This is a genomic window from Saprospira sp. CCB-QB6, from assembly GCF_028464065.1.
GTDB lineage: Bacteria > Bacteroidota > Bacteroidia > Chitinophagales > Saprospiraceae > Saprospira.
The window spans coordinates 2,864,409-2,890,103 of record NZ_CP116808.1; the positions used below are offsets into that span (position 1 = coordinate 2,864,409).

16 protein-coding genes are annotated in these 25,695 nt (G+C 44.4%); 3 read left to right on the forward strand and 13 right to left on the reverse strand.

Features of this window, described 5'->3' with window-relative positions; translation table 11 throughout:
- Positions 1-49 precede the first annotated feature (49 nt).
- From PPO43_RS11055 to PPO43_RS11100, 10 genes are all read right to left on the reverse strand, one after another.
- Positions 50-1,207, reverse strand: coding sequence for an OmpA family protein (locus PPO43_RS11055; protein WP_272617736.1), 1,158 nt, complete (start codon positions 1,205-1,207; stop codon positions 50-52).
- Positions 1,208-1,692: 485 nt separating this feature from the next.
- A complete protein-coding gene (locus PPO43_RS11060; RefSeq protein WP_272617738.1) occupies positions 1,693-2,352 on the reverse strand; it encodes a hypothetical protein in 660 nt (219 codons plus the stop codon).
- On the reverse strand, positions 2,345-3,448 hold the full coding sequence (locus tag PPO43_RS11065; RefSeq protein WP_272617740.1) for a potassium channel family protein: 1,104 nt from the start codon (positions 3,446-3,448) through the stop codon (positions 2,345-2,347). The genes PPO43_RS11060 and PPO43_RS11065 overlap by 8 nt, the downstream gene beginning before the upstream one ends.
- Before the next feature lie 50 nt (positions 3,449-3,498).
- On the reverse strand, positions 3,499-4,389 hold the full coding sequence (locus tag PPO43_RS11070) for a 3-hydroxyacyl-CoA dehydrogenase family protein (protein ID WP_272617742.1): 891 nt from the start codon (positions 4,387-4,389) through the stop codon (positions 3,499-3,501).
- Between the two features lie 45 nt (positions 4,390-4,434).
- Positions 4,435-5,532 carry an aminopeptidase gene (locus PPO43_RS11075; protein ID WP_272617744.1) on the reverse strand — a complete coding sequence of 366 codons (1,098 nt, stop codon included), beginning with the start codon at positions 5,530-5,532 and terminating at the stop codon, positions 4,435-4,437.
- 156 nt (positions 5,533-5,688) lie between these two features.
- Positions 5,689-6,390, reverse strand: a complete 702-nt coding sequence (locus PPO43_RS11080) for an SDR family oxidoreductase (protein WP_272617746.1) — start codon at positions 6,388-6,390, stop codon at positions 5,689-5,691.
- A 255-nt stretch (positions 6,391-6,645) separates the two neighbouring features.
- Positions 6,646-8,898: an outer membrane peptidoglycan-associated protein gene (locus PPO43_RS11085; protein WP_272617748.1), complete on the reverse strand. Its 2,253-nt coding sequence runs from the start codon at positions 8,896-8,898 to the stop codon at positions 6,646-6,648.
- A 105-nt stretch (positions 8,899-9,003) separates the two neighbouring features.
- Complete coding sequence (locus PPO43_RS11090; RefSeq protein ID WP_272617750.1) at positions 9,004-11,262, reverse strand: tetratricopeptide repeat protein; 2,259 nt, start codon at positions 11,260-11,262, stop codon at positions 9,004-9,006.
- Between the two features lie 1,147 nt (positions 11,263-12,409).
- Positions 12,410-12,817: an IS200/IS605 family transposase gene (gene tnpA, locus PPO43_RS11095; protein ID WP_272617752.1), complete on the reverse strand. Its 408-nt coding sequence runs from the start codon at positions 12,815-12,817 to the stop codon at positions 12,410-12,412.
- Positions 12,818-13,124: 307 nt separating this feature from the next.
- Complete coding sequence (locus PPO43_RS11100; RefSeq protein WP_272617754.1) at positions 13,125-13,631, reverse strand: hypothetical protein; 507 nt, start codon at positions 13,629-13,631, stop codon at positions 13,125-13,127.
- Between the two features lie 1,503 nt (positions 13,632-15,134).
- On the opposite strand from PPO43_RS11100, the gene PPO43_RS11105 reads away from it, so the two are divergent.
- From PPO43_RS11105 to PPO43_RS11115, 3 genes are all read left to right on the forward strand, one after another.
- Positions 15,135-16,226: a type I restriction endonuclease gene (locus tag PPO43_RS11105; protein WP_272617756.1), complete on the forward strand. Its 1,092-nt coding sequence runs from the start codon at positions 15,135-15,137 to the stop codon at positions 16,224-16,226.
- A 67-nt stretch (positions 16,227-16,293) separates the two neighbouring features.
- Complete coding sequence (locus PPO43_RS11110) at positions 16,294-18,363, forward strand: AAA family ATPase (protein ID WP_272617758.1); 2,070 nt, start codon at positions 16,294-16,296, stop codon at positions 18,361-18,363.
- On the forward strand, positions 18,341-19,462 hold the full coding sequence (locus PPO43_RS11115; protein ID WP_272617759.1) for a hypothetical protein: 1,122 nt from the start codon (positions 18,341-18,343) through the stop codon (positions 19,460-19,462). The genes PPO43_RS11110 and PPO43_RS11115 overlap by 23 nt, the downstream gene beginning before the upstream one ends.
- 262 nt (positions 19,463-19,724) lie before the next feature.
- Here the strand turns inward: PPO43_RS11115 and PPO43_RS11120 are convergent, their stop codons facing one another.
- The 3 genes from PPO43_RS11120 to PPO43_RS11130 all read right to left on the reverse strand — a co-directional run bounded on the left by PPO43_RS11120 (position 19,725) and on the right by PPO43_RS11130 (position 25,443).
- On the reverse strand, positions 19,725-21,395 hold the full coding sequence (locus PPO43_RS11120; protein ID WP_272617761.1) for an ArnT family glycosyltransferase: 1,671 nt from the start codon (positions 21,393-21,395) through the stop codon (positions 19,725-19,727).
- Between the two features lie 1,826 nt (positions 21,396-23,221).
- Positions 23,222-25,093, reverse strand: coding sequence for a DNA mismatch repair endonuclease MutL (gene mutL / locus PPO43_RS11125; RefSeq protein WP_272617763.1), 1,872 nt, complete (start codon positions 25,091-25,093; stop codon positions 23,222-23,224).
- Between the two features lie 20 nt (positions 25,094-25,113).
- Positions 25,114-25,443 carry a hypothetical protein gene (locus tag PPO43_RS11130; RefSeq protein ID WP_272617764.1) on the reverse strand — a complete coding sequence of 110 codons (330 nt, stop codon included), beginning with the start codon at positions 25,441-25,443 and terminating at the stop codon, positions 25,114-25,116.
- Between the last annotated feature and the right edge of the window lie 252 nt (positions 25,444-25,695).

Here is a 25,695-nt window from a genome sequence, read left to right on the forward strand (position 1 = left end):
CTTTCTAAAGATTGGAATAATTTCAAGCCACAAACTTACAAAAAATAGCCTACTTTTTCAGCAGCTTAATTTGAATGCGCTCATTTTTCGCCCGACCCGCCGAGCTATCATTTAAGGCGATGGGCCTGGCTTGACCATAACCCCGATATTTTAAGCGACTACGGTGCACGCCAGAGGCTACCAAATAATCATATACGGCCTTGGCCCTCTTCTTCGATAAGAAGTGATTTTCTCTGGGATCCCCTTTATTACTGGTATGTCCAGAGATTTCAATCTCATAAGTAGGGTTCATCTCTAAGATCTTGGCCAAATTGTCTAGCTCTTCTTTGGCCCCCTCCAAAAATAATGCATTGCCTTCCTCAAATTGAACATGCTCCAAAATGTCTACCTGATTGAGCTGGTATTCTTTGCGGTTCAAACGAACATCTAAGACAATTTTTTCTCTCCGCTGCGTATTGAGCATCTCAAAACTTCCACAATTGCAATTGAAGTTGGTCTTCTGACTGGTCAAACAGACATCATCAATAAAGTAGTAGGCAAAATCTACATGCGGATTGCGAAAAGAATCGACTTCTATCGCTCCTGTCACTTTGGTCGAACGATCGTCCTGAAAATTCCCCAAAATGAGAAAGTTTTCGCCCCCCTCAGCTACATAATCGCCCTGCACTTCTACCCACTGCCGCTGGTCCAAAGGCGAACGGTCCTGATTGAATAAATAAGTGAATTTTACATTCTGCAAAACGGCCTCATCATCTTGCTCCATCGGAAAACGACTGGCCCCAGCCCCAAAAGCACCCAAAGCCCGATTAGAGGCCTCGGCCAAATAAACCTGTGCCTTGATGCAATAGGTCTCACCCCGCTTGAGCGGATGCTTGAGCTTGACCTGCACATACTCTCGATAATCTCTTTTACTATATCGGCTGGTAAAGGCATAAACGCCCGCATAACCTCGGCCCGTTTTGGCCTTGGTTCGGCCCATTTTATTGCGGGGAACAGAAACATTGGTCGCCTCCGAGCGCTCGTGATAATAGTCGGCCCCGGCCAAATTGGCCCCACCCCAATAAGTAGATAAACTGATCTGCCCCAAATCTTTAGGATACTGTTGTCGGTACTGCTCAAAACTGGGATTGCGTACCACATTTTGCAAAACCTGCGCCTGCAAACTGCCCAAAAGAAGTAAAAACAAGAGCGTAAAATTGTATTTCATCTGATTTCCTGCATTTTATCCCTCAAAGATACAGAAGATGCTGGATATGCCACCGAAGTTGTTAGATATTTTGGGGCTGCCCCTTCCGCTGGGTTGAAACCCAGCGCAAAGCGGTATCGCTTTGCGAAGCGATACAAAATGAGGGTTGAAACCCTCATGAATTATCGGGCGGGTCGGGCTGTTCCGGGCTCGCTATTCGCTCGGCCCTTCGCAAAAAATGCTGCGCATTTTTGCTCGGTCTGGCCTACGGCCACCCTCTCCATCCCTCAGCCGATACCTGCGGGTTTTCTCCCGCAGCTAAGCAATATCGCTAGGCGATAATAGTAGTTTGGAGGACCAATTTATGGCCCAGCGCTGCGCAGCCGTGGCGCGCAGCGCCAGACCAAAGCCCGCAGGGCTGCAGGGCCGAGCAGACCTGCGAGCGGCGCAGCATAGCGGCGGCCGCCCTAGCCAAAGGCTAGCCGGCCGCGGGCCCCAAAAAAAAACTAAAATCGCTGAACAAGATGGTAGAGCGGAAAAAGCGTGAGCAACAATAAACCCTCTAAAATAGGGCGAATAAAAGCCAGCAAAAAAGCAAAGAGAAGTCCCAACAGAAAAGCCCAAAAAGGTGGCCGCAGCGGCATGGGCTGCCGAAAAGGAGGCAGGGCGTCTAGCTCGGGATAATGGGCCAAAAAACGGGCCTCATAGGCATAGGGCAATACTTCTAAAGGATGCTCTCGATAGGCCTCCGCAGCCGAATCCCGCCAAGATTTACGAGGCCATAAAGCAAAAAAACGAGCAATAAAATGACCAAAATAATAGCCCATAAAGGGCCGAAAAAAACCAAAGCCCCAATGCTTGCGGGCCAATAATTTGTATTGCTGCGCATGACAAAGTTCATGCACAATAGTGGCCAAATCTCTTAGGCCCAAAGGGGCCGTCGACTTATCGATATAGAGACAAATTTTGTGGCGACTAAAACTATGGGGCAAGGCGACCCCCACGGCAAAACTGCCCAACATAAACCAAGGCAGCTGCTCGTATAATTGTATTTTGGATTGGGCCAGTTCTGGAAATAGTTTTTTGAGCAAGGCTTCTTCAGCTTGCGTTAAACGAAGTGGCCTTGGAAAAACCCCTTCATACAACAAAATAATCCAGCTACGCAAGAGGACGGTGGTTAGGGTGCATGACCACCTGCTCAAAGGTGTTGACTTGCTGCTCATCGCCCAAAATGACCAGACTCATTCCCTTGACAATGGCCGTTTCTGGTCCAGGGTTGATGATGTATTTGCCATTGGCCAAACGAGCCCCAATGATATTGACCCCCGTTTGTGAGCGCAGATTGAGGTCCCGAATCTGCTTGTCTTTAAACTCTGGCCGCAAATCTTTATAATCCACCTCCTTAAAGCTCATGGAGACATCATTGCCCAAATTGGACAAAAGATTGAGAAACTCCACCATTCGAGGTTGATAGATGAGGGTAGCCATATAAAAGCCCCCAATCACCTCTGATAAGACGGCATAATCGGCCCCCGCCCGCAAGAGCTTGCGCTCTACAGCATGGTTGGAAGCGCGAGCAATTACACGGACCAATTTATTCAGCTCTCGGGCCGTCAAAACAGTATAGACATTCAAGGCATCATCGCCAAAAGTGACCACAATAGACATGGCATGCTCAATGCCTGCATCCAAGAGGGTTTGGTCCATAGCCGCATCCCCCTCAATAAAGGCATAACCGCCCTTGCGCAACTCCTCTACCTTCTCTTCGTCACTCTCAATAATGACATAGGGCAGTTTGTTTTTGGTCAATTCTTGAGAAATCTCCCGACCATGTCGCCCAAATCCACAAATAATGGTGTGGTTATGCAAGGATTGTATTTTCTGATACATGCGATAGTCTTTCATGAATTTTCGCAAATCTCCCTCAATAATAAAAGAGGAAAGGACCGAAATGGCATAAGCAAAAATTCCAATATTGAAAATAATAATGAAAGAGGTGAACAAGCGCCCATTAAAAGAAAGCGGCTGAATTTCGCCATAACCCACCGTAGACAAGGTGATGATGGTCATGTAAAACGCATCCGAAAGGCTATAGTTATCAATAAACATAAACCCAACGACTCCAATGAGTACAGTCAAAATGAGCAAGCCCGCCGCCAAAGCAATATTGCGCAGGTATTTGCTCACTCGCTGATAGTGCTGCTGCGAGGTAGAGCGGGTTTTATTCTTATTTCTTCTAACCTTAAATTTATTGGTGAGCATGGCAAAGGGAAAAAGAGGCAGCGGGCTTGCCCGCTGCCTAAACGAACAGTCTATTTCTTAAAGAAGGGGGCCACTTCTTTGTCTTTGCTGCCAGGGGTGTAGCGGTAAAATCCTTCGCCTGATTTGGCGCCAAGTTTACCTGCAGTCACCATATTGACTAGCAAGGGACAAGGAGCATATTTGTCTTGCCCAAATCCATCATATAATACGTTGAGAATCGACAAACAGACATCTAAACCAATGAAATCCGCCAATTGCAAGGGCCCCATCGGATGGGCCATACCCAATTTCATGACGGTATCAATTTCTTCTACGCCAGCTACCGACTCATAAAGGCTATAAATGGCTTCGTTAATCATGGGCATCAAGATGCGGTTGGCAATAAAGCCTGGGTAGTCATTGACCTCTACAGGAACCTTCTTGAGGTTTTTAGAGAGCTCCATGATGGTATTTAGGGTCTCATCAGAAGTGGCATATCCTCGAATAACCTCTACCAATTTCATGACGGGTACAGGGTTCATGAAGTGCATGCCAATCACCAATTCGGGACGGCTCGTGACGGCCGCAATTTTGGTGATAGAAATAGAAGAAGTATTGGTGGCCAAGATACAGCCCTCAGGCGCAACCTCATCCATCTGCTTGAAAATCTTGAGCTTGAGGTCTACGTTTTCGGTAGCGGCCTCTACAATTAAGTCAGCATTAGCTGCGGCTTTATCTAGGGCTGTGCCAGGCGTAATATTCGCCAAAGTAGCAGCATGTCCAGCCTCATCAATTTTCTCTTTGCGTAGCATGCGGTCCAAGTTCTTTTCAATGGTCGCCATCGCCTTGCTGAGCGCCTGCTCAGACACATCTACCAATTGGACCTGATAGCCTTGCATGGCAAAAACGTGGGCAATCCCATTTCCCATGGTTCCCGCACCTATCACAACAACATTTTTCATCTGAATACTTTATTTAGTTCTGTTAAACTGATTTCTTTGATGCCCCTAGCCTAATAAAAAATGGCCAGATTCATAAATCTTTTCGCCATCGGCCCAGATTTCCCCGCCGTTTTTCATCTCGGCAATCATATCCCAGTGAATGGCCGATTGGTTTTTGCCGCCACATTGCATATAGGTTTGTCCCACTGCCATGTGCACGGTACCCCCAATCTTTTCATCAAAAAGGATGTTTTTAACGGGGCGCTGAATATCTCGGTTGGTCCCAATAGCTGCCTCACCAAAGCGACGAGCACCAGGAATTTCAAAGATTTGATCCAATAGTTTTTGTCCTTTCTTGGCTTCCCAACGCTGAATTTCTCCAGCCTGTACCCAAAGCGTAATGCCTTCTACTTCTTGCCCCTGATAGATAGAGGGATAGGCAAAATGAATCTGCCCTTCTACAGAATCTTCGACTGGAGCAGTATAGACTTCTCCAGAAGGCATATTGGTTTTTCCATCGGAATTGATCCATTTACGGCCAGCAGTACTAAACTGAATGTCGATGCCCTCGCCCTTATAATGGATTTGGCTACAAGCATTCAGATGGTCCACAATACCTTGCTGGTCTCTGCTCAAGGCTTCCCAAGCCGCCTGCGGATCTTCTGCATCCAAGCGACAGGCGGTATAGATAAAGTCGCTATACTCATCTAAACTCAAGCCTGCATTTTGTGCATGGGCCATAGTTGGATACTCACACAGGCTGCGCTTTAAGCGTAGGTCGGCCGTTCGCTCGCTATATAGTTTGCGATAGGGTGTATGGGCCAAGGCCCGCAACTTTTGCTTATCTCCATTGGGGTTATAACAGAGTTGCCCATAGAAAGGTGCTCGGATGTATAAATAGCACTCAAACTCTTGCATGGCCTGCGCATAAATAGGATCAATGGCTTCTAATTGGGCCCCTTCTCCATATTGGTTCAATAAGCGGCCCTGCTCTCTAAAACTAAGGCTAACATAGGGAATGCCCCCTGCTTTGAGGACCTCCGCATAGACCTCCCGCACTAAATCTTCGGCTAGGGTGGTGGAGGCAATATATACCCGCTCGCCGGGCTGCACGCTCAAAGAGTAACCAACTAAGAGCTTTGCATATTTTTTTAGGTAGTTCATAGCTTTGTTTTGACTTTGACCAAAGTTAATTTTTTTTGTGCAAAATACACGCTTTTTTTGGGGCCTGCGCTCTTGGGCGGCTTGGTCGAACTGCGCCCAAAAGCAAAAGGGAGCAACAGCCTAAGCTGTCGCTCCCTTTGTTGTTCTGCCTAGAATCTAAAATGGATTGGTGGCCCAAACGGTAAGTTCTGGAATGAAGCCGCGATCATCCATCTCTAGGGCCGAAGCGATAGCATGCGCAATCTCTTGGCTGCGGAGCTTCTTGGCCTCTTCGGGCCGCTCGGCACGGTTGGCTTGATTGAAGGCTGTGGTTACTTCTGAAGGATTAACTAACTGCACCCGAACATTATGGGGACGCAGCTCGGCCTGCCAGCATTGGGTCAAGCCACGGACAGCAAACTTAGAAGAAGAGTAGATGGAGCCTGTGGCAAATCCCTTTAGTCCCGCTGTAGAAGCAATATTTACAATATTGCCCTTTTGGGCCTTGAGTTGAGGCAAAAAGGCCTGCGTCAATAGGCTAAGTCCAAAAACATTGGTCATGTATACACTTTGAAATTGAGCGAGTTGGATTTCTCCCAAGGGCGCAAATTCGCCAATTCCAGCATTGTTGATTAAGACATCAATAGGACCATCAAGTAGGGCCTGTGTTTTTTCTGCAGCTGCGGCAAACTGCTCGGTATCGGTCATGTCTAGCGCTAGGGGAGTAGCGCCAATTTCTTGGGCCACCTTTTCTAGCTTTTCCGCATTGCGGCCAGTAATCAAGACCTTAGCTCCTTTTTCAATAAGTAGTTGAGCAGTGGCCTTTCCAATTCCTGAGCTTCCGCCCGTAACGACTACTTTTGCATTTTTGAGTTGCATATTCTAATTTTATAATGGTGATTTATTTACGTTTTAGAGGGCCGAAGGCCCGCAGGCCTAGCGATGTGGAAGGGTGGCCGTTAGGCCAGACCAAAGCGCGTAGCGCTGTAGGGCCGAGCGAACAGCGAGCCCTGTAACGTAGCGCCGACGAGCGCAGCGAGGCGGAGGCCCCAAATGACTAAAACAGTAAGCAGACAGAAAGTTGAGTAGGAACAAAAAAAAGCAGCCCAAAATAGGCTGCTTTTGTATACTTGTTTAATCTAATCCTGCATCTTCATCTAGGCCGCGAAAGCCTTCGCCTACTCTTTCGCCTTGTTCGTAGCGACCGACAAAAGCTGTTTTAAAGCGGGTGTGATCTAGAATATAAGAGAGGACATTTAGGGCTTCAGACTTTGTCTTAAAGCCTTCTGAGCCATCAGCATTGCTTTCTAGGGGGAGAATCATGACGCGGGTAATGCCACCATCAATGGGCTCGAAGCCTAGACGATAGTCGAGCAATGGACCCTCCTGCAATTCCTCGAAGCGGTAGGCGCGATATTTACGCACGGCGGCCACTTGGATTTGGTAGGCCACGCCCTCGTCAGCATCAGGAGTAGTTTCATAGAGCTCAAAAATTCCAGCTTCTTGGGGGGCTTCTTCAATAGGGTCGGGATCGACTTCTGCCGTTGATTCACTCATATAAGGGACTAAAACCTCCTCTTGCCAGTAGACTTCTCCCGTCATAGAGAGCTTAGCTACTTCTTGGGCTTTGATAAAGAGATCATAGACCTCGCTATCTTCAGTGTAGGGGTTGCCTGTGCTTTCATCTAAAGGAACTTCATCGGGTAGTAAGTAGGCATGATCTCGGTCCGAGAACTCTTCGGGGACCACAATAAAGCGGGGATCTATGCTGGGGATTTCGGGTACTGCGGCAACTTGTGCTTTGTGTAAAACGAAGTTGCGTTGTTTCTTTTCATTGGGTTCGGTATCCTCAGTAGATAGGGTTTTGAGGAGCTTGGGATAGCCTTCTGCGCTAATCTCAAATAGGTATTCTTTTTTGGTTTTGAGTTCAAATTTATACTCGCCTACGGCTAGCATTTTATCACTAATAAGTTCTTCATTGCCATCAATTACCTCAAAGAGCTTGATATTAACATCTTCGAGTAGGCCGTCTTGGTCTTCGCCCATAATTTTACCCGAGAGAAAAAAGCGACTGCCCTCTTGACCAAAGTAGAAAATATCATCATTGGTGGTCGTGACCTTATTGGGGTCAAAGGTGCGGTTAGAGACCAAATAGCCGCCCTTATGCGCTTCATTGATGACAAAATAGAGGTCATCTGCGGAGGAGTTAAGCGGGAAGCCCACATTTTGGGCTACTTCCCATTTGAGCATTTCGCCTTTAGATTTAAAGATATCGAAGCCTCCTGCGCTGATGCGTCCATTGGTACTAAAATAAAGTGTTTGAGAGGGGAAGTGATAGAAGGGCGTTATCTCATCGCCAGAAGTGTTGATATTGGGGCCAAGGTTTTTGGGGAGAGAGAAATCACTATCCTTCTCTTTTAGGTCACGGCTACTGTACCAGAGGTCTAATCCTCCTTTTCCCCCTTCTCGATCAGAGACAAAGTAGAGAATCTCTTTATCGTCTTTACTAATTACAAAAGGATGAGTTGTATTGGTTTCGGCCACATTGATATAGTCGGGCAGTTGTACGGGATTGGCCCAACTGCCGTCTTCATTTTGGTTCATCACATAGATAGCACATTGCAATTCTCCGCCATTGATAAAGTCACATTCTGTAAAATAAAGGCGTTTGCCATCTACAGAAAAGCTTCCATTACCATAGTTAGGCTTTTCCATTTTACCAAGAAAGATAGGGGGGACTTGGCGACTACTCCAAGTTGCTTCACCAGTCTTTTGGGTACGGTAAATCTTCGATACTCCATTGATAGAAGAAGAATAATAGAGTACATCGTCGTTAAAGGGAATAGGAGCAAACTCTGTTTTCTCTGTATTGATATTGAGCGCCAAATGGCTGAGCGAAATATTGGGGTTGGTGTATTCCTGTGCTTTTAAGGCAAAGTTACACCCTTGAATTTCAGTAGTGATTATGGCCTGCATTTCTTCCTTATCACTGCCTTGATACTCCTGTAAAAATTCATTAAAGGCATCTTTGGCCGCTTGGTATTGGCCCGTTTGCTTGAGCGCTAGCGCATACCGATAGCCCGGCTTGTCATAATCCTTCTCATTATTTTTATCCTTAACATCGGCCAAGCATTTTACCGCATTGGCATAGTCGCGCACTTTGAGATAACAAACACCAGCCATATAGAGCAATTCTGGTTTAGAGCTCTTTTGGGTATAGGCAGATTCATAATAGAGCGCCGCTCGACTATTATCGCCTAGCTTCTCAAATTCTGCCGCTTCTTTCTTTAGCTTTTTCCAGCTCTTTTGTGGGGCATTTTGGGCATTAAGTAGAAGTGGAAGGGCAAGTAGTCCGAGACAGAGTAAAAAGTAATTTGTTCGTTTCATTCTAATTAGTCATGGTTAGTGAGTTCATTTAAAACTCAGCCGCTAAAGACGGCTGTTTTCAAATGAGTTCAGTTCTAATGCAAACAGGCCAAGGGAAAAGGCGAGCTAGATCTCATCATCTTGGCTCAAGCCTCTAAAGCCTTTGCCTACGCGTTCGCCATTTTTGTATTCGACCACAAAGGCCTTGGTAAATCGAGTGGAATTGATAATATGGTATAAGATATTGAGCGCTTCGGTTTTCTTCTTAAAGCCGATGCTGCCGTCTATGTTTTTGCCTGGAGGAATCACTAGGACTCGGGTAATATTTAGCTCAATGGTTTCAAAGCTCAACTCATAATCCCCCAAGGGCCCCTCTTGTAACTCCTCATATTTATTTGCTTTGTATTTGCGCACAGCAGAAACCTGAATGACATAAGAAACACCTTCTTCGGCATCTTCTTCTTGACTCTCATCATAGTGCTTGTGCAAACCCTTGCCCAACTTTTCTTTAGGACGGCTTTCTACAACAGTTTCTTCTTTGGGGTCTTCTTCCTTAGGTAGATCATTGCTCGTAATGGCCTCTTCTTCTCCCATAAGCGGCAAAAGGTTGTTTTTGGCCCAATAGACTTTATTAGAAGGCGAACGGGCTGCAATCTTTGCCACTCGTTCATAAAGCTCAGCTTCTATACTGCCAGCGGGATAAGCCTTGCCCGTTTTAGGGTCTTCTGCCCGATTGGGCAAGCTAAAGGCATTTTCTTCGCCCATGTATTCTTTGGGTACAATAGCAAAGAAGGGACTCTTAAATTCTTTGGGCTGCTCTTGGACAACCACCTCTTCTTTGCGCAAACCAACAGGATTATTCTGGGTCTCAGAACGCTTGATGTCAAAGGTGGCCAGCTCAAAACTAGCCGCCTGATAACCTTCTGCACTAAGCAAGACCAAATAGCGCTTGTTGGCATCCAAGGTAATGCTATAGCCTGATTTGTCTAATTTACTGCTTTGTACCAGCTCTTCATTGCCCGAAGTTTGCTCAAATAGTTGCAGTTGTACCCCTTCTAGCGGAGTCTTTTTAGCATCATTCTCCGCATAGATAATCCCCTCTACTTTTAGCTCCACTTTTTGGGTTTCGCCCAAGTAATAGATATTCTCATTGGCGGGAGCGGTTTGTCCCTCTACGGCTCGATTAGAAACAAAAAAGCTTCCCTTGGCCCCCTCGGTATAATAAAGTTCATCGGCTGCAGAGTTAATGGGAAAGCCTAGGTTCTGGGCCAACTCCCAACCCTTACCAGTAGATTGCGATTTGAATAAATCAAGTCCCCCCGCACTCAAATGCCCATTAGAGCTGAAGTAAAGGGCTTTGTCCTTTATAGAATAGTATGGACTCAATTCATCCGCAAAGGTGTTGATATTGGGACCCAAGTTCTGCGGCAAAGAGAAGTTAAAGGCCTTGCCCTCTGTTTGGCGAATGCTTCGCCAAATATCATAGCCCCCCTTACTGCCTGGTCGGTCAGAGGCAAAATATAGAATTTCCTTGCCATCTTCTTCCACCACAAAAGGGTAGCTGCTGTTATGATTGTTGCCATTGATATAAATAGGCAAGGGAATAGGATTGGACCAGCGTTCATTGTTCTTGGTCAAAAGATAAAGGGCGTATTTTCCCTCCTTATTTTTCATCGAGAAGTAAAAGCGCCGCCCACCAGCAGCAAAACTTCCTCCAGCAAAATCAGCATTGATGGGGGCATTGCCCGCAAAGGGAGCCGCCTTGCTCCAGCTGCTAATATCTCCTGTTTGTTCGCTGCTGTACAAAACCGTTTTGCGGTCTTTACTAGAGCTAAAATAGAGTTGACCACTCAACCAAATGGGCGCAAACTCATTCTTTTCGCTATTGATCTGACTAGAAAGCAGCTGAATAGGCAAATCTTTAGCCTGCTCTGCCGCTTTAAGGCCAAACTGACAGCCATCAATCTCATGGCTAGCCCGCTCCTTCCAATAATCCGCTTGGGGCCCATTGTATTGCCCAATAAAGGTCCGAAAAGCCAACTCTGCCTGCTTATATTCTCCAGTCTGCTTGAGCGCCAAGGCATATTTTAGCTGCACCAGCTCATAATCTTTTTTGTCTTCTGCCTTAGCAATAACCAAATACTTGAGCGCCTGCTGATAATCTCTAGCTTTGAGGAAGTAATCCCCCGCCAGATACGCAAGGTCTAGCTGATTGCGCTTGAGCTCAAAGGCCTGTCCATAACGAACCCCAGCCAAGGCAAAATCTCGATCGGCCGCCGCCGCTTCTGCCTCTTTCTTCAGGTCCTTCCAATTTGTCTGTGCTGTTGCGCTACCCCATCCCAAACAGAATAGCAATAGATAAAAATATATGGGTCGTACTATCATTGTTTATACCTTTTGTAGAAGTCGTTGAGCAAAAGAAAGCTAATGAACTGCATTAGCAAGAGCTCCCTATTCAAACTTTCTTTGGAGGCTATTTATTTCCTTATGCCAGAGTTTGGCCCTTACAAAAATACAGCTTTTAATCAGAATGAGCACTGCCTCTTTGCTTTAGAATTGCTTTTTGCCTTTGCAAAGGTAGACAAATAGAACAGATTGACCATGCTGGATATTATTTTGGGGCCCGCGGCCGGCTAGCCTTTGGCTAGGTCGGCCGCCGCTACGTTGCAGGGCTCGCAGTTCTGCTCGGCCCTTCGGCGCTTTGCGCCTCGGTCTGGCCTGCGGCCACCCCTCCACATCGCTAGGCCAATTGACTTTTGGTTAAAAACTAAAACTTGTATACTTATTAAGTTGAGCATACAAAAGACCTGTAGGTTAAAGCCCTCAGCTCCTAGCAGGTCAATATTATTCTGGGCGGAATGTTTTAACCTTCCGCTCAGCTACAGGCTGTTCTAAATATCCTTTGTTGCTGTGGGTTTTAACCCACAGGCAGGATAATTTCTAACAACTAAAGTATTTAATACAAAGGACCTGTAGGTTAAAACCTACAGCAACTGGTTGGCCAATAGGAGGTGTAAAAAAGGAGCCGAGGGTTAAAACCCTCAGCTCCTAGCAAGTCAATATTATTCTGGGTGGAAGGTTTTAACCTTCCGCTCAGCTACAGGCTGTTCTAAATATCCTTTGTTGCTGTGGGTTTTAACCCACAGGCAGGATAATTTCTAACAACTAAAGTATTTAATACAAAGGACCTGTAGGTTAAAACCTACAGCAACTGGTTGGCCAATAGGAGGTGTAAAAAAGGAGCCGAGGGTTAAAACCCTCAGCTCCTAGCAAGTCAATATTATTCTGGGTGGAAGGTTTTAACCTTCCGCTCAGCTACAGGCTGTTCTAAATATCCTTTGTTGCTGTGGGTTTTAACCCACAGGCAGGATAATTTCTAACAACTAAAGTATTTAATACAAAGGACCTGTAGGTTAAAACCTACAGCAACTGGTTGGCCAATAGGAGGTGTAAAAAAGGAGCCGAGGGTTAAAACCCTCAGCTCCTAGCAGGTCTATTATTCTGGGCGGAAGGTTTTAACTCAGAGGTATTATCATCCCCAATGTTTAAAATCTAAGAACTTAAATTCTCTATTGCGATGAATATGTTCTTGATAACGAATATACTTTATGACTTTCTCTACAGCCTCAGGCTGAACACTTTCGCTAAAAGAACCTCTTTGCCATTGAATTTTTTGTTCATTGGCTACTGATTTATTGTAAATAAAGCTACTGCTGCCTTTGAGCCGCTGTATAATTGAGCTTAAAGACTGTGATCTTTTTAGCTGCAGCAGGCAATGTATATGGTCTTTATAGCCATTTACTGCTAGGAGAAAAATTTTATTTTTGGTCGCAATATCATCTATGATTTTAGACATTTTGATCATTTCTTCAGGGCTAAAAACGGCATGTCTGTTCTTGGTCGACCAAACAATATGAATGTAGATATAGTCAATGGGCATTTGTTGTTGAATTTTCTTTTAGAGAATTTCTGACTCTAATTGTGCTACCTAAAGGACCTGTAGGTTAAAACCTACAGCAAGAGGTTGGCCAATAGGAGGTGTAAAAAAGGAGCCGAGGGTTAAAACCCTCAGCTCCTAGCAGGTCAATATTATTCTGGGCGGAAGGTTTTAACCTTCCGCTCAGCTACAGGCTGTTCTGAAGATTCTTTGTTGCTGTGGGTTTTAACCCACAGGTATGTAGTAATTTAAATGAGCTGTAGGTTTTAACCCAGAGGCCAAAGAATTAGCCTATAACTTTAAAACAATCCTAATCCTCTTGCGCCTGATCCTCTTCTTCTTCAGTCATGGCCTCTAGGTTGATGCGGCTACGCTTGAAGAACTGGGCCATTTCGGCTACCCAAAAATCAACACCAGGTACGCCAGACTCGCTCATGTTCTTCGCCTGTTTATAGATTTGAGAAGAGAAGCGCATAGAGTCATAATCAAGTAGGGTGCGGGTATCGCGAAGCTTTTCATAAAGCTCATTGGTGCGACCTTCTAGATTCTCAAAAACCTGACGAGCATTAAAGTCTTTTTCGTATTCCACTCGATCAAAGTAGCTAGGGAGCAATTGCCCCTTAGATTGATAAAAGCTGTTGGCTTTTAGGATAAAGAGCTTGTTCTGCTCATTGATGCTTCCATAACGTTGACGATCAGTAGGGCTGAGGTTAATGACCTTACCATCTAGAAGCTGATCAATTAGGTCAAAAGCGCCGTTAATCTGCTGAATAGCAGTGGTTAGCAATTCAATGCTAATCATATTATTTTTAGCCATAACTAAAAAAGAATTAAGTAATGAAAAATAAACACTAGAGATTAGGTAGAGCAAGCATAGCCTAAAAGCTATGGGGGAACTCCTGCCTTTTGTTTATCTGTGTCGTTATGGTTATAAATGTAGGAGTAACTTTTTGTAAATACAAGTTATAACCAAAGTTATTTACGTATTTACTTTAAAAAAGTACCTATTTTAACGTTTTATTTGGTTTTGGGGCTTGTATAAGGTCTAAAACATCGTCTTGGAAGGTAGTTTTAGTGCTTCTGAACCTTAAAGGATAGCTCTTATAAATACTTGCTTATCGTTCAGTAGCTAGGCAGCGAGGTCCTAACCCTTAATTTAGAGCTTATAAAGTGCATTGCTGAGGTCCTTTACTTCAAGCTTTAGCTTCCTAGACTCCTTTTTTGAGGTCTGTTAGATCGTGATTGAGCTTATTTACCTAATTTTCTAGGTCCCAATACTGCATGCAACTACTTCATTTATATATGACATAGGTTCTTTACTCTAGCTATGTAGTTGTAACACTCTTTTCAAGGACTAACAAGACCTCAACAAAGGACTTTGACCAGCTATCTGCTGGAGTTCGGGACGTCCCTCATGCAGTTCGATAACCTATCTACTGGAGTTCGGAACGTCTCTCATGCAGTTCGATAACCTATATGCTGGAGTTCGGGATGTCCCTCATGCAGTTCAATAACCTATATGCTGGAGTTCAGGACGTCCCTCATGCAGTTCGATAACCTATATTATATATTTCAGGACCTCAACAAAGGACTTTGAGTAGCTCATCACAACAGTCCCCCTAGCCTAACGCCCAGTTTGGCAGCCCTTGGGCTGGGGCATGAAAAAGCCCAAGCTTGCTTGGGCGGCAAAAAATATTTATTCCAATCTATATAGGGTGGATAGTTGTGGGGGAGGTTTGTGGTGTTTAGGCTTTGGGCCGAAGGCCAAATAGAAGTCCTGCCACTTTTATCCTTTGATTTATTGCTATTCATCGTTATTTTTCTCAGCCATAGCTACAGCTATGCCTTTAAAAAATGCCTCGACTAGCCTAAAATTTTTATCAAAGTATGGCCAAAGCGCAGAACTCCTATTTGGCCTAGCGATGTGCAGGGGTGGCCGCAAGGCCAGACCGAGGCGCAAAGCGCCGAAGGGCCGAGCGACCCGACCAACGGGAGCCGACGCAGCGAAGCAAGTAATAGCGAGCCCTGTAACATAGCGCCGACGAGCGCAGCGAGGCGGAGGCCTCAAAATAATAGTATCCAGATAGTTAGGACTGTTTGGATGTTGTGTAGCTGAATCAATTAATTTATGAGGGAGATACAGAAAGCTGTCAGTAGGCTTGGGGGACTTTTTATGAGAAAAAATGATGGAAAACTGCTTATAGTATGTTGTTTAACTATAAATCAATTATTAGTTTGGGTTTAATGCTAAGCCTTAAGTTTATTTTTTATAAATTGGATGTGACCTAGAATATTATTTCAAAACAAAAATACTAAGCAAATGGATTTTATAGACAGACTGAGATCCCTTGGAGACCGTGTAGGAAAATTAAAAGATCAGGTAAACACAGAAGAGGCCACCAAAAATGCTTTTATCATGCCTTTTTTATCTGCTTTGGGCTATGATGTATTTAACCCCATGCAGGTTGTCCCCGAATATGTGGCGGATGTTGGAATTAAAAAAGGAGAGAAAGTAGATTACTGCATATTTAAGGATGAAAAACCAATCATTATTATAGAGTGTAAGCACTGGAAAGAAAATCTAGATTTACATAACTCTCAGCTGCATCGTTATTTTCATGTAGTGCAAGCTCGTTTTGCCATTCTTACTAATGGCATTGATTATCGACTCTATTCAGATCTAGAAGAGAGTAACAAGATGGATGAGAAGCCATTCTTTGAATTTAATATTCAGAATGTTTCTGACCACGTAAGCAGCGAGCTCAAGAAGTTTCGTCTTGAAAGCTTTGATGAAGAAAGCATTTTGGCCAATGCTAGTGACCTAAAATACTCTAAGCAACTCAAGGAGTTTGTCAGCAAAGAGTTATCTCAACCTAGTGAGGAGTTTGTACGCTATATTGCGAAGCAGGTCTATCCAGGTAAAGTAACGGCCAAGATTTTAGATCAATTTAAAGGCATTACGCAAAAGGCCATTAAACAACTTATCAATGAAATGATTAGTGATCGCCTACAGTTGGCTATTGACCAAAATAGAGAAGTAATTCCCGCCGAAGATGAAGTAGCGACTAAAGAAGTTGCTGTGGAAGATGATGGGATTGAAACTACAGAGGAAGAGCTCAAAGGATTTAGAATTGTTCAGGCTATTCTAGCTGCTCATATATCTATGGATAGTGTGACCTACCGAGATACCAAGAGCTATTTTGGTATTTTATACGAGGACAATAATCGTCAGCCTATTTGTCGATTACACCTCAACCGATCTAATAAGTATCTAGAACTGTTTGATGAGGAGAAGAACAAGAATAAAGTCCTAATCGAAAAAATTGAGGACATTTATGAATATAAAGACGCACTGATTGAACGAGCTAAGCTTTATGCGGCTCCAGAAGAAGGCGCTACAGAAGAAGCTTAGATAAAGAAAGAAGCCCCGCAGCTTAAGCTGCGGGGCTTCCCTTTTCACAAACCAAAAAAATAAATACATGCAACTTATCTATCTATGGGTAAATAACTACCGCAATTTTAAAAACCAAGGCTTTAATTTTCATCCTGTTTATGAGTTTGTCTGTAAGCCAGACAGTACTAAGTTAGAGTTAACTATAACTCCTTGTCCTCAGGATAAGTTACCTGCAAACTTTTGGGGCGAGAATATTAGCTCTGTCACGGCTGTAGTTGGCGAAAATGGGGTGGGGAAAAGCTCGTTGTTGAAGTATCAACATCTAAATATGGTTGGTAGAGCTGGCACAAATGAGGGCTGTCAAGCCTTTTATGTAAAGATAAATGATAAGTGTTGTAAACTTTATTTTGAATTTGGATGGGAACATCCAGAAGATCCTAAAATCAATTATGTAGCTGTTTGGAAAGAGGAGCTGGAAAGTATACCCTCAGAAGCGCAAAAAATTGTATTAGAAGCTGGTACAAAAGAATCTTTCTCATTTGAGCTGAAGGCGAATGAGGATAAAAAGGAAGACAAGCCTAAATTTATTGTAGTAAATATAGATGGAGATAAAGAGTCGCTTGTTTTTCCAGATAACTATCTAGACCTAAAGGAAAAAGGAATTTATTATAGCAATATACTTTCATGGACAACTACAAGCCCTATAAGAAAAGAAGAAGAGTTTGCTAGAGATGGAGATGACTTAAGTACAACCCACCTTTTGAGAAATGGAAATATTTATCATAAATATAGAATTGCAGAGGTAACAAAGCTATTTAAGTTTTTTAAGGCTTATTTTAAGCTTAGGGAGAGTGCGAATAAATTTCCGCTACAATTTTTAGAAAAAACAAGCTTTAGAGTTAGTTTAAAACCAATGTTTTATGGGGCATCTTATAATCAGCATTATGGGCGTGAAGAGATAGATAGCTTTGTTAATAGGTCACTTAAGACTCCATATAAAGAGTTGTATTTCTGGGCAGGATACTTTTTTTATGAGACAGATCCTGACCGAAATAAGTTTTGGGATGCGTTTGCAAAGGATATTGTTGGCCAAACGCATGATTTAGAAAAAAAGGTAATAGCATTTTTTGAAAAAAAAATAGGACCTGAAATCTACCACTATATTCAACTTTATAATCAATATTATAAGGAATTTTCTAAGAGAGGAATAAGCCCAAAGGGAGTAAATTTGATATTGGAAGGGACCTCGATAATACGTAGTGAATATCATTTGGGGCTAAATGATAATACCGTAGATTTGTTGACAGGGTTTATTGACTGGAAATCTGGTGATTCAGAAGGTTCTTTGATTAACTTCTTTCTTCAAGAAGAGCTGATATCTTTACATATAGACGGTCTCTCCTCCGGGGAGGAAGCTATGCTACTGCTCTTTTCTAGGCTCAATAATCGTTTAGAAGGTAAAGAAGGGGCTTACCTTCTCTTCCTTGATGAAGCGGACCTAGGTTTTCATCCCGATTGGCAAAAGAAGTACTTAGGCTTCCTGTTAGAGAGTTTGGGTGTTCTTTTTCCAGATATCACTTTCCAGTTGATTCTAGCTACCCACTCTCCATTCATCCTCTCGGATATTCCCGAGTCTAACTGTATCTTCTTAAAGAAGGATGAAGAGGGTTATAGCAAGGTAGATGAGGGCTTAGCTATCAGTAATACTTTTGGGGCTAATATACATGAGCTCTTAGCTGATGCTTTTTTTATGAAAGGGGGGCTTATTGGAGATTTTGCTAAGGAGAAGATCAATGCTCTGCTAAAGGATTTAATTGAACTGAAACAGCTAAAGCGCTTGATTGAGTTAAAGGAGAAAAGTGATGAAGCAAAAACAGATGCAGATCAAGCAGAAATCAAAAAGCTAGAAGCTAATATATCGCTACTAAAAGAAAGTAAGCAGATTGATAGCCTTCGGGAGATATTTGATTCGGAAATCAAAAAGATAGGAGATTTAAAGAAAACAGCGCAGCTAGTAGGAGAGCCCCTTATTCGCTATAAACTTCAAGAGCTAATATATGAGCTTACTGAGGATACAAGCTTTATTGACGAGGAAATCAAACGCTTAGAACAACTTAAACAAACAGGACGAAATGATAAAAATAGAAAGCTATAATCCTAGTAGTAAGAAATATGTTGCCAAGTATTATGCAAAAGATATTTCAGATGAGTTAATTGCTAGAGTTAAGTTTTTAAGGGCGTATAACAATGCAGGAGGAAATGCTAATATTAAAAAAAATATATATGATAGTTGTAGTGTAAATGGGAAGACAAAAAATACACTACTTGAAAAAGTATTTTACTCTTCACATGAAGGTAGAATTACGAAAGATAATCATTCTGAAAAAGCCTTTACCGCTAGTCAATTTAAAACTTGTGTAGCTGATGAGGAATTTATGGAATGGCTAGAATCTAATTTAACAGAGCTTATATTGGCAAAACCTCAAAGGTTGATAGATTTAGAGGAGGATTTAAAAAACAATTTAACGGGAGGTAGTAACACATATAGCCAGTATAAAAAATTTATAATGGAAATATGTATTCCATATAGTTCATTAGCTAATGCTAAAATTAGAAGGTGGACCAATAAGCGTCTAGTCCAAGAGATTGGTGCCAAAACCTGTTATTATTGTAATCGACAGTATGTAATAACAGTTGATTTAGCTGAAGATAAGCAGAGGGCTACAGCTCAGTTGGATCATTTTTTTCCACAATCAAAGCATCCTATTTTAGGCTTGTCATTTTATAATTTGATCCCTAGTTGTGGTCCTTGTAATCGTATTAAGTCAGATGCTCCTTTTGAATTGAGTACTCATATACATCCTTATTTAGAAGATTTTGGAAGAGATGGAATGTGGTATTATGATGGGGAGGATGTTGATAGCATCTTAGGACAAGATGAAAATTTTGAAATTAAAATGGAGCCAAGAGGGGCTAAGAGCGCAAAAATAGAGGGCAATCTCAATGTATTTGTGTTAAGGGAGCTTTACGATCAATCCCATAGAGACTTGGTAAGAGAGCTAATTCGTAAGAAATATGCATTTGGTAATGCCTATTTGTCTAATTTAATTAGGACATTTCCTGCTGCAGGCTTGACAAAAAAAGAAGCATACCAGCTACTATATCATAATTATTTGGATCCCAAAGATTTTTATAAGCGCCCCTTATCTAAGCTAACAAGGGATATTTTAGAGCAGTTAGGTGTACCCTTGTAGCAGAGATAAGCTTTTTTTTAGCTTAAAAAGGCTGTCTCAGCTCCTAATAAACTGATATCATCAAGCGGCGAAGCCGCTATGGCTGAAGGCCAAGGCCTAGCGATGTGCAGCAGTGGCCCGCAGGGCCAGACCGAGCCGCCGCAGGCGGCGAAGGGCCGAGCAGACCTGCGAGCTGCGAAACGTAGCGCCGCAAGGCGAAGCCGCAGCGGAGGCCCCAAAACAACAGCATCTAGTATATACTTATATTAACTAGCAGCAAGACCTATTGGGGCAAAAGTAATTGGGGCCAAGCCGCTGCGGGATCAGTGATTTCGAGGAGGAGAATGGCCCCCTCTTTTTGGTTGTCGATTAGTTTTAGGGGAAGTTGTTCTTGGCCCTGATAATAGGCCTGTACCAAAGGGGGGAGCTCCTCCCAGCTAGTATTGCTTTGATAGCGACTAAAGGCATTGAGCAATAAATAGTAGCGAGTATTGGGCTGGGGCTGTTCTTGAGCCGTCTGTTGGTAGTTCCAAAAAAGGACCTGAGATTGGGGGGCAAACTGCATATAGTATTCGCCAAAATTGCGCTGTACAGGATTGCTAATCACTATGGCTGCCTGCTGCTGATCGGGAGAGAAATGCCGCAGGATCAGTTCCCGCTGCTCGATATAGCCTTGGGTTTTGGCATATTGCATACTTTGGTAAGTGGGGTAGGCCAAAGCCAAAATAAAGAGCGACATACTGAGTGCTCGTGCCCCAACCATTAAGCGCTGGGGAGAAAGGGCAAAAAGGGAAAGGGCCAAGGCCCAGCCGCCAATAGATAGGGCATTGCCATAGCCCAGCCAATAGGCTAAGCCGGTCCAAAACCACAAGGGCAGCAGTAGTCCAAGCGCATACTGCTTGCGCTGCCAAAAGGCCTGCAAATAAGGGGCGGCGGCGATGGCGGCCAAGGGGGCCAAATATAAAAAGTGACGGACATCTGTGCCGCACATGGGCACATAAGCCTTATAAGAAATCGTCATGAAGTAAGCCGAAAAAACACTAAGGCCTAAGCTAAGGCTCCAAAAGGCGGACTCGCTGTCCATTTTCCAGCGCTTGCCTTTTAGGAAAAAGAGACTGCCTAGGCCCAGGCCCAAAACAGGCAGCAAACCGCTGCGAAGAAATAAAAGGCCCAAACCATAGCTAATGCGCTCTAGTAAATGGGAAATTGGGAGCTGGTCGTAGCTGCAGGGATTGAAATAACTGCCTAGCTCGATGGCTTTGAAGCGATAGAGAAAACTACCTGTTTGGCCATAAATAACCCCAAAATAAAGGGCAAAAAAGAGGATCGAAAAGCCAATCGCCCAAGCCCAAAAGGCGAGGTATTCGCGGCGGTAAACATCTAAAATAAAGAAGACAAAAAAGACGGGCAGGGATAAGATAATGGTCTCTTTGGCCCAAAAAGAATAGAGTAAAATCAGGCTAAAGCTCAGGGCATAGGGCCAGCTTGGACCAGCCTGCCGCTTAAAGCGGAGCCGCCAAAGACATAGAAAAAGCCCTAAGGTCCCTAAAGCGACTAGAATGTCGGGCATGACCTTATCCGAATAAAATAGGCTCCATTCATTGAAGAAAAAGAGCAGAACGCCCCAGATGCCAGCCCCTTTCCAAGAGCCGCCCAAACTCCAAAAGATCAGTAGGGCCGTGGCGCCCGTGATGAGCATGGCGGGGAGGGCCCCAGCAAAATCATTGATGCCAAAAAGGGAATAGGATAGGGCCGTGGGGAAGATGGTCCCCCAGCGATAGGCATAGTGGTCGTCGCCTAAATGAAACTGCCCCTGCACTAATTGAGCGGCCTGATACATATAGCCCATGACATCATCATAGCCATAGTGACCATAATAGCCAAAAAAATAATGTCCCAACAACAGGAGCGAAAGTAGGGCAGTAAGGCCCAAATAGGAGAGAAGTGATTTCATGCTGCTTGTTCTTGGGCCAAAGGTAAGCAGTGGAGGGCAGAAGAAAAAAGAAGATATAGATTGCTGTGGGTTAAAAATGTTAGCTAGCAAAAACGGTCCGCAGGGCAAGTTAAAAGCTGTGGAGGGTTTCAACCCTCCACGCTATGGATCTAGGCTGTTTTTTGTTGTCTGGCTGTAGGTTTCAACCTACAGGTATATAGTAATTCAAAAGACCAAGAGCGGCTAATGATCGCCTAGGGCCAAGCCCCTAGGCGCAGAAAAAGGCTGTAGGTTAAAACCAACAGCCAACTAACAATTGAATTTTGTTTTAGCTGGAGGGTTAAAACCCTCCATAATTAAACAGGGGGTATTTTTTAGTTAGCCTAGGGCCTTGGCCCTAGGGGGATAGATGGGGGTAGATATGGATGACAAAAAAGACCTGTAGGTTAAAACCTACAGCAAGCGGCTGACCAATAGGGGCGATAAAAAAGAAGCCGAGGGTTAAAACCCTCAGCTCCTAATGAGAAAAGATTATTCTGGGCGGAAGGTTTCAACCTTCCGCTCAGCTGCAGGCTGTACTAAAGGTCCTTTGTTGCTGTGGGTTTTAACCCACAGGTATTATAATTCCTAACAACTAAAGTAGTTAATTCAAAGGACCTGTAGGTTAAAACCTACAGCAAGCGGCTGACCAATAGGGGCGATAAAAAAGGAGCCGAGGGTTGAAACCCTCAGCTCCTAATGAGAAAAGATTATTCTGGGCGGAAGGTTTCAACCTTCCGCTCAGCTGCAGGCTGTACTAAAGGTCCTTTGTTGCTGTGGGTTTTAACCCACAGGTATTATAATTCCTACGAACTAAAGCATTTAATTCAAAGGACCTGTAGGTTTTAACCTACAGCAAGCGGCTGGCCAATAGGGGCAATAAAAAGGAGCCGAGGGTTGAAACCCTCAGCTCCTAATGAGAAAATTATTCTGGGCGGAAGGTTGAAACCTTCCGCTCAGCTGCAGGCTGTACTAAAGGTCCTTTGTTGCTGTGGGTTTTAACCCACAGGTATTATAATTCCTAACAACTAAAGCATTTAATTCAAAGGACCTGTAGGTTTTAACCTACAGCAAGCGGCTGGCCAATAGGGGCAATAAAAAGGAGCCGAGGGTTGAAACCCTCAGCTCCTAATGAGAAAATTATTCTGGGCGGAAGGTTGAAACCTTCCGCTCAGCTGCAGGCTGTACTAAAGGTCCTTTGTTGCTGTGGGTTTTAACCCACAGGTATTATAATTCCTAACAACTAAAGCATTTAATTCAAAGGACCTGTAGGTTTTAACCTACAGCAAGCGGCTGGCCAATAGGGGCAATAAAAAGGAGCCGAGGGTTGAAACCCTCAGCTCCTAATGAGAAAATTATTCTGGGCGGAAGGTTGAAACCTTCCGCTCAGCTGCAGGCTGTACTAAAGGTCCTTTGTTGCTGTGGGTTTTAACCCACAGGTATTATAATTCCTAACAACTAAAGCATTTAATTCAAAGGACCTGTAGGTTTTAACCTACAGCAAGCGGCTGGCCAATAGGGGCAATAAAAAGGAGCCGAGGGTTGAAACCCTCAGCTCCTAATGAGAAAATTATTCTGGGCGGAAGGTTGAAACCTTCCGCTCAGCTGCAGGCTGTACTAAAGGTCCTTTGTTGCTGTGGGTTTTAACCCACAGGTATTATAATTCCTAACAACTAAAGCATTTAATTCAAAGGACCTGTAGGTTTTAACCTACAGCAAGCGGCTGACCAATAGGGGCGATAAAAAAGGAGCCGAGGGTTGAAACCCTCAGCTCCTAATGAGTAAGATTGGAGTGGCCGATAGTCGAATTAAGACTCGAAGCGTCTATCTAGTTCTTCAAAATTGTAGCGAATAAAGCAGCGGCGTCCTCTGGGGGATCGCTCTGGGTTTTCGCAGGCAAAGAGCCGATCAATTAGGGCCTGCATTTCGAGCGGGCTAAGCCGCTTGGGTTGTTGTTTGGCCATGCGCATAGCCATAGCTCTGGCCATATTTTGTTCAAAGGAAAGAGAAAGGGATTGGCCCAATTGGTATTGCTCCAAGATTTCTTCTAGCCAGCCATCTTCTTCGCCCAATTGTTCTAAATAGGCGGGTACCGAAGAGATGACAAAGGTCGTTTCGCCCATAGGGACCAATTCAAAGCCCAAGCTTTTGAGCTGGGGCAGCAGCTCTTGTAAGAGCTTGGCATCCCGCAAATTCAGGCTAACACTAATAGGGAAGAGGCTGTGTTGTTGGACCAGCCGCTTATGTTCTAGCCGCTGCAAATAATCATCATAAAGGATGCGCTCTAGGGCGGTCTGCTGATGAATCAATAAATAACCCGCTCTTAGGGGGCTAATCATATAGCCTTGGCCCAAATAAAAGAGCTCTTGTTTGGGGCCTTGGCCCATTTGCAGGGTCTCTTCTTCTTCCTGTTCAAAGAGTGGGGTTTGCTTAGAGAGCTTGGAGGGAAGCAGCTGTTGTTCTTCCTCCTCCTCATCTTGTAAATCAGCATAGAGCTTCTCCCAATGGGCCAGATTGTTCCGTTCCTGCTCCGTTTTTTGAGGGGGACGATAGCCGCCACCACCGCCGCTAGTTGTAGACTTTGGGCTGCTCGTTTTTGTATTGGAAAATAGCTGTTGTTTTTCCATCCGCTCCCGCTCCAATTGCTTACTAATGCTCGACTCCTGCTCAAAGTCGATGCTAGGCGTCACATGATGTTGGGCCAAAGCATGGCGGGTACAGACTCTAAGGTAATTATAGATCAGTCGCTCATCCTCAAACTTAATTTCTTGTTTGCTGGGGTGGACATTCACATCAATTTTGGCGGGATCTAGCTCAAAGAAAACCACATAAATGGGATACATCTTTTGTGGGAGTAGATCTTCATAGGCCTGAAAAAGCGCATGTTGCAAATAATTACTTTTGATATAGCGCTGATTGACGTAGAAATACTGATCGCCACGCATCTTGCGGGCAAAATCAGGCTTGCCCACATAGCCCCAAATCTTAATAATATCGGTCTCTTCAGAGATGGGAATTAAGGCTTGAGCGTATTTCTTCCCCAATACCTGAATAATCCGTTGTTTGAGGTTGCTGGCGGGCAGATGAAACTGCTTTTGGCCATTGTGGTGCAAAGAGAAAAAGATATCGGGATGGGCAATGGCAATCTGCTGAAATTCATCGAGCACATGCTTAAATTCTACCTTATCCGATTTGAGAAAGTTGCGTCTAGCGGGAATATTGTAAAAGAGGTTCTTGACCGAAATGCTGGTCCCCGCAGCAGCCTGACAAGGCTCTTGAGAGAGCAATTCAGAACCTTCTACCTGTAGACGAACGCCCAGTTCCTCGCCCCGCTTTTTGGTCCGCATTTCCACCTGGGCCACGGCAGCAATAGAGGCTAGAGCCTCGCCCCGAAAGCCCATGGTATGCAGATTAAAAAGGTCTTCTGCCTTTTGAATCTTAGAGGTGGCATGTCGCTCAAAACTCATCCGAGCATCCGTTTCGCTCATCCCAATGCCATCATCCACCAACTGAATGAGGGTTTTTCCCGCATCATTGATAATCAGGCGAATGTTTTGAGCTCCTGCATCAATGGCGTTTTCCATCAATTCTTTGACTACAGAAGCGGGCCGTTGCACCACTTCTCCGGCTGCAATTTGGTTGGCAATATGGTCGGGCAATAGGCGAATAAGATCTGCCATAAGCGATATGAGTTAAGGGACTAGGAATTGGGAAACCAAAAGTGAAGCAAGCCAGGGAGCCAGCGCTCTAGGGCCGCATAGGCCGCTGCAGTCAGAATCCCCAGAATAATCAATAGGCGCAAAATACCGCCAGACCAAAGCCCGCGATGCTCTCGCTTGGCAATCTCTCTGGCCAAACGCAGCTCTTCACGGATGCGCATCTTGGTCACTTCACGGTCAATATTGCCCGTTTTTCGACCTTCTGCTGCACGCACACGGTTCTCCAAGGCTTCTTTGTCCGCATCGTAAAAACGCGGCTGATAGCCAAATCCACGAGGTTCACGCCCTCCTAGTTTAAAAAATTTAAGCATAATTGTATTCCTATTGAGGTGAATGAAGATAACGAACTTCTATTAAAGTAAAAAGCTTTGGCAAATCTCCTAATATCTACAGCCATTTTAGCTTTTTGTTCTATTTTTTTGGGGCCTCCGCAGCAAAGCTGCGGCGCTACGTTTCAGGGCTCGCTATTCGCTCGGCCCTTCAGCGCTGCGCGCCTCGGTCTGGCCTGACGGCCACCCTTGCACATCGCTAGGCCATTGGCGGCGGCGTCGCCGCCGATAGGA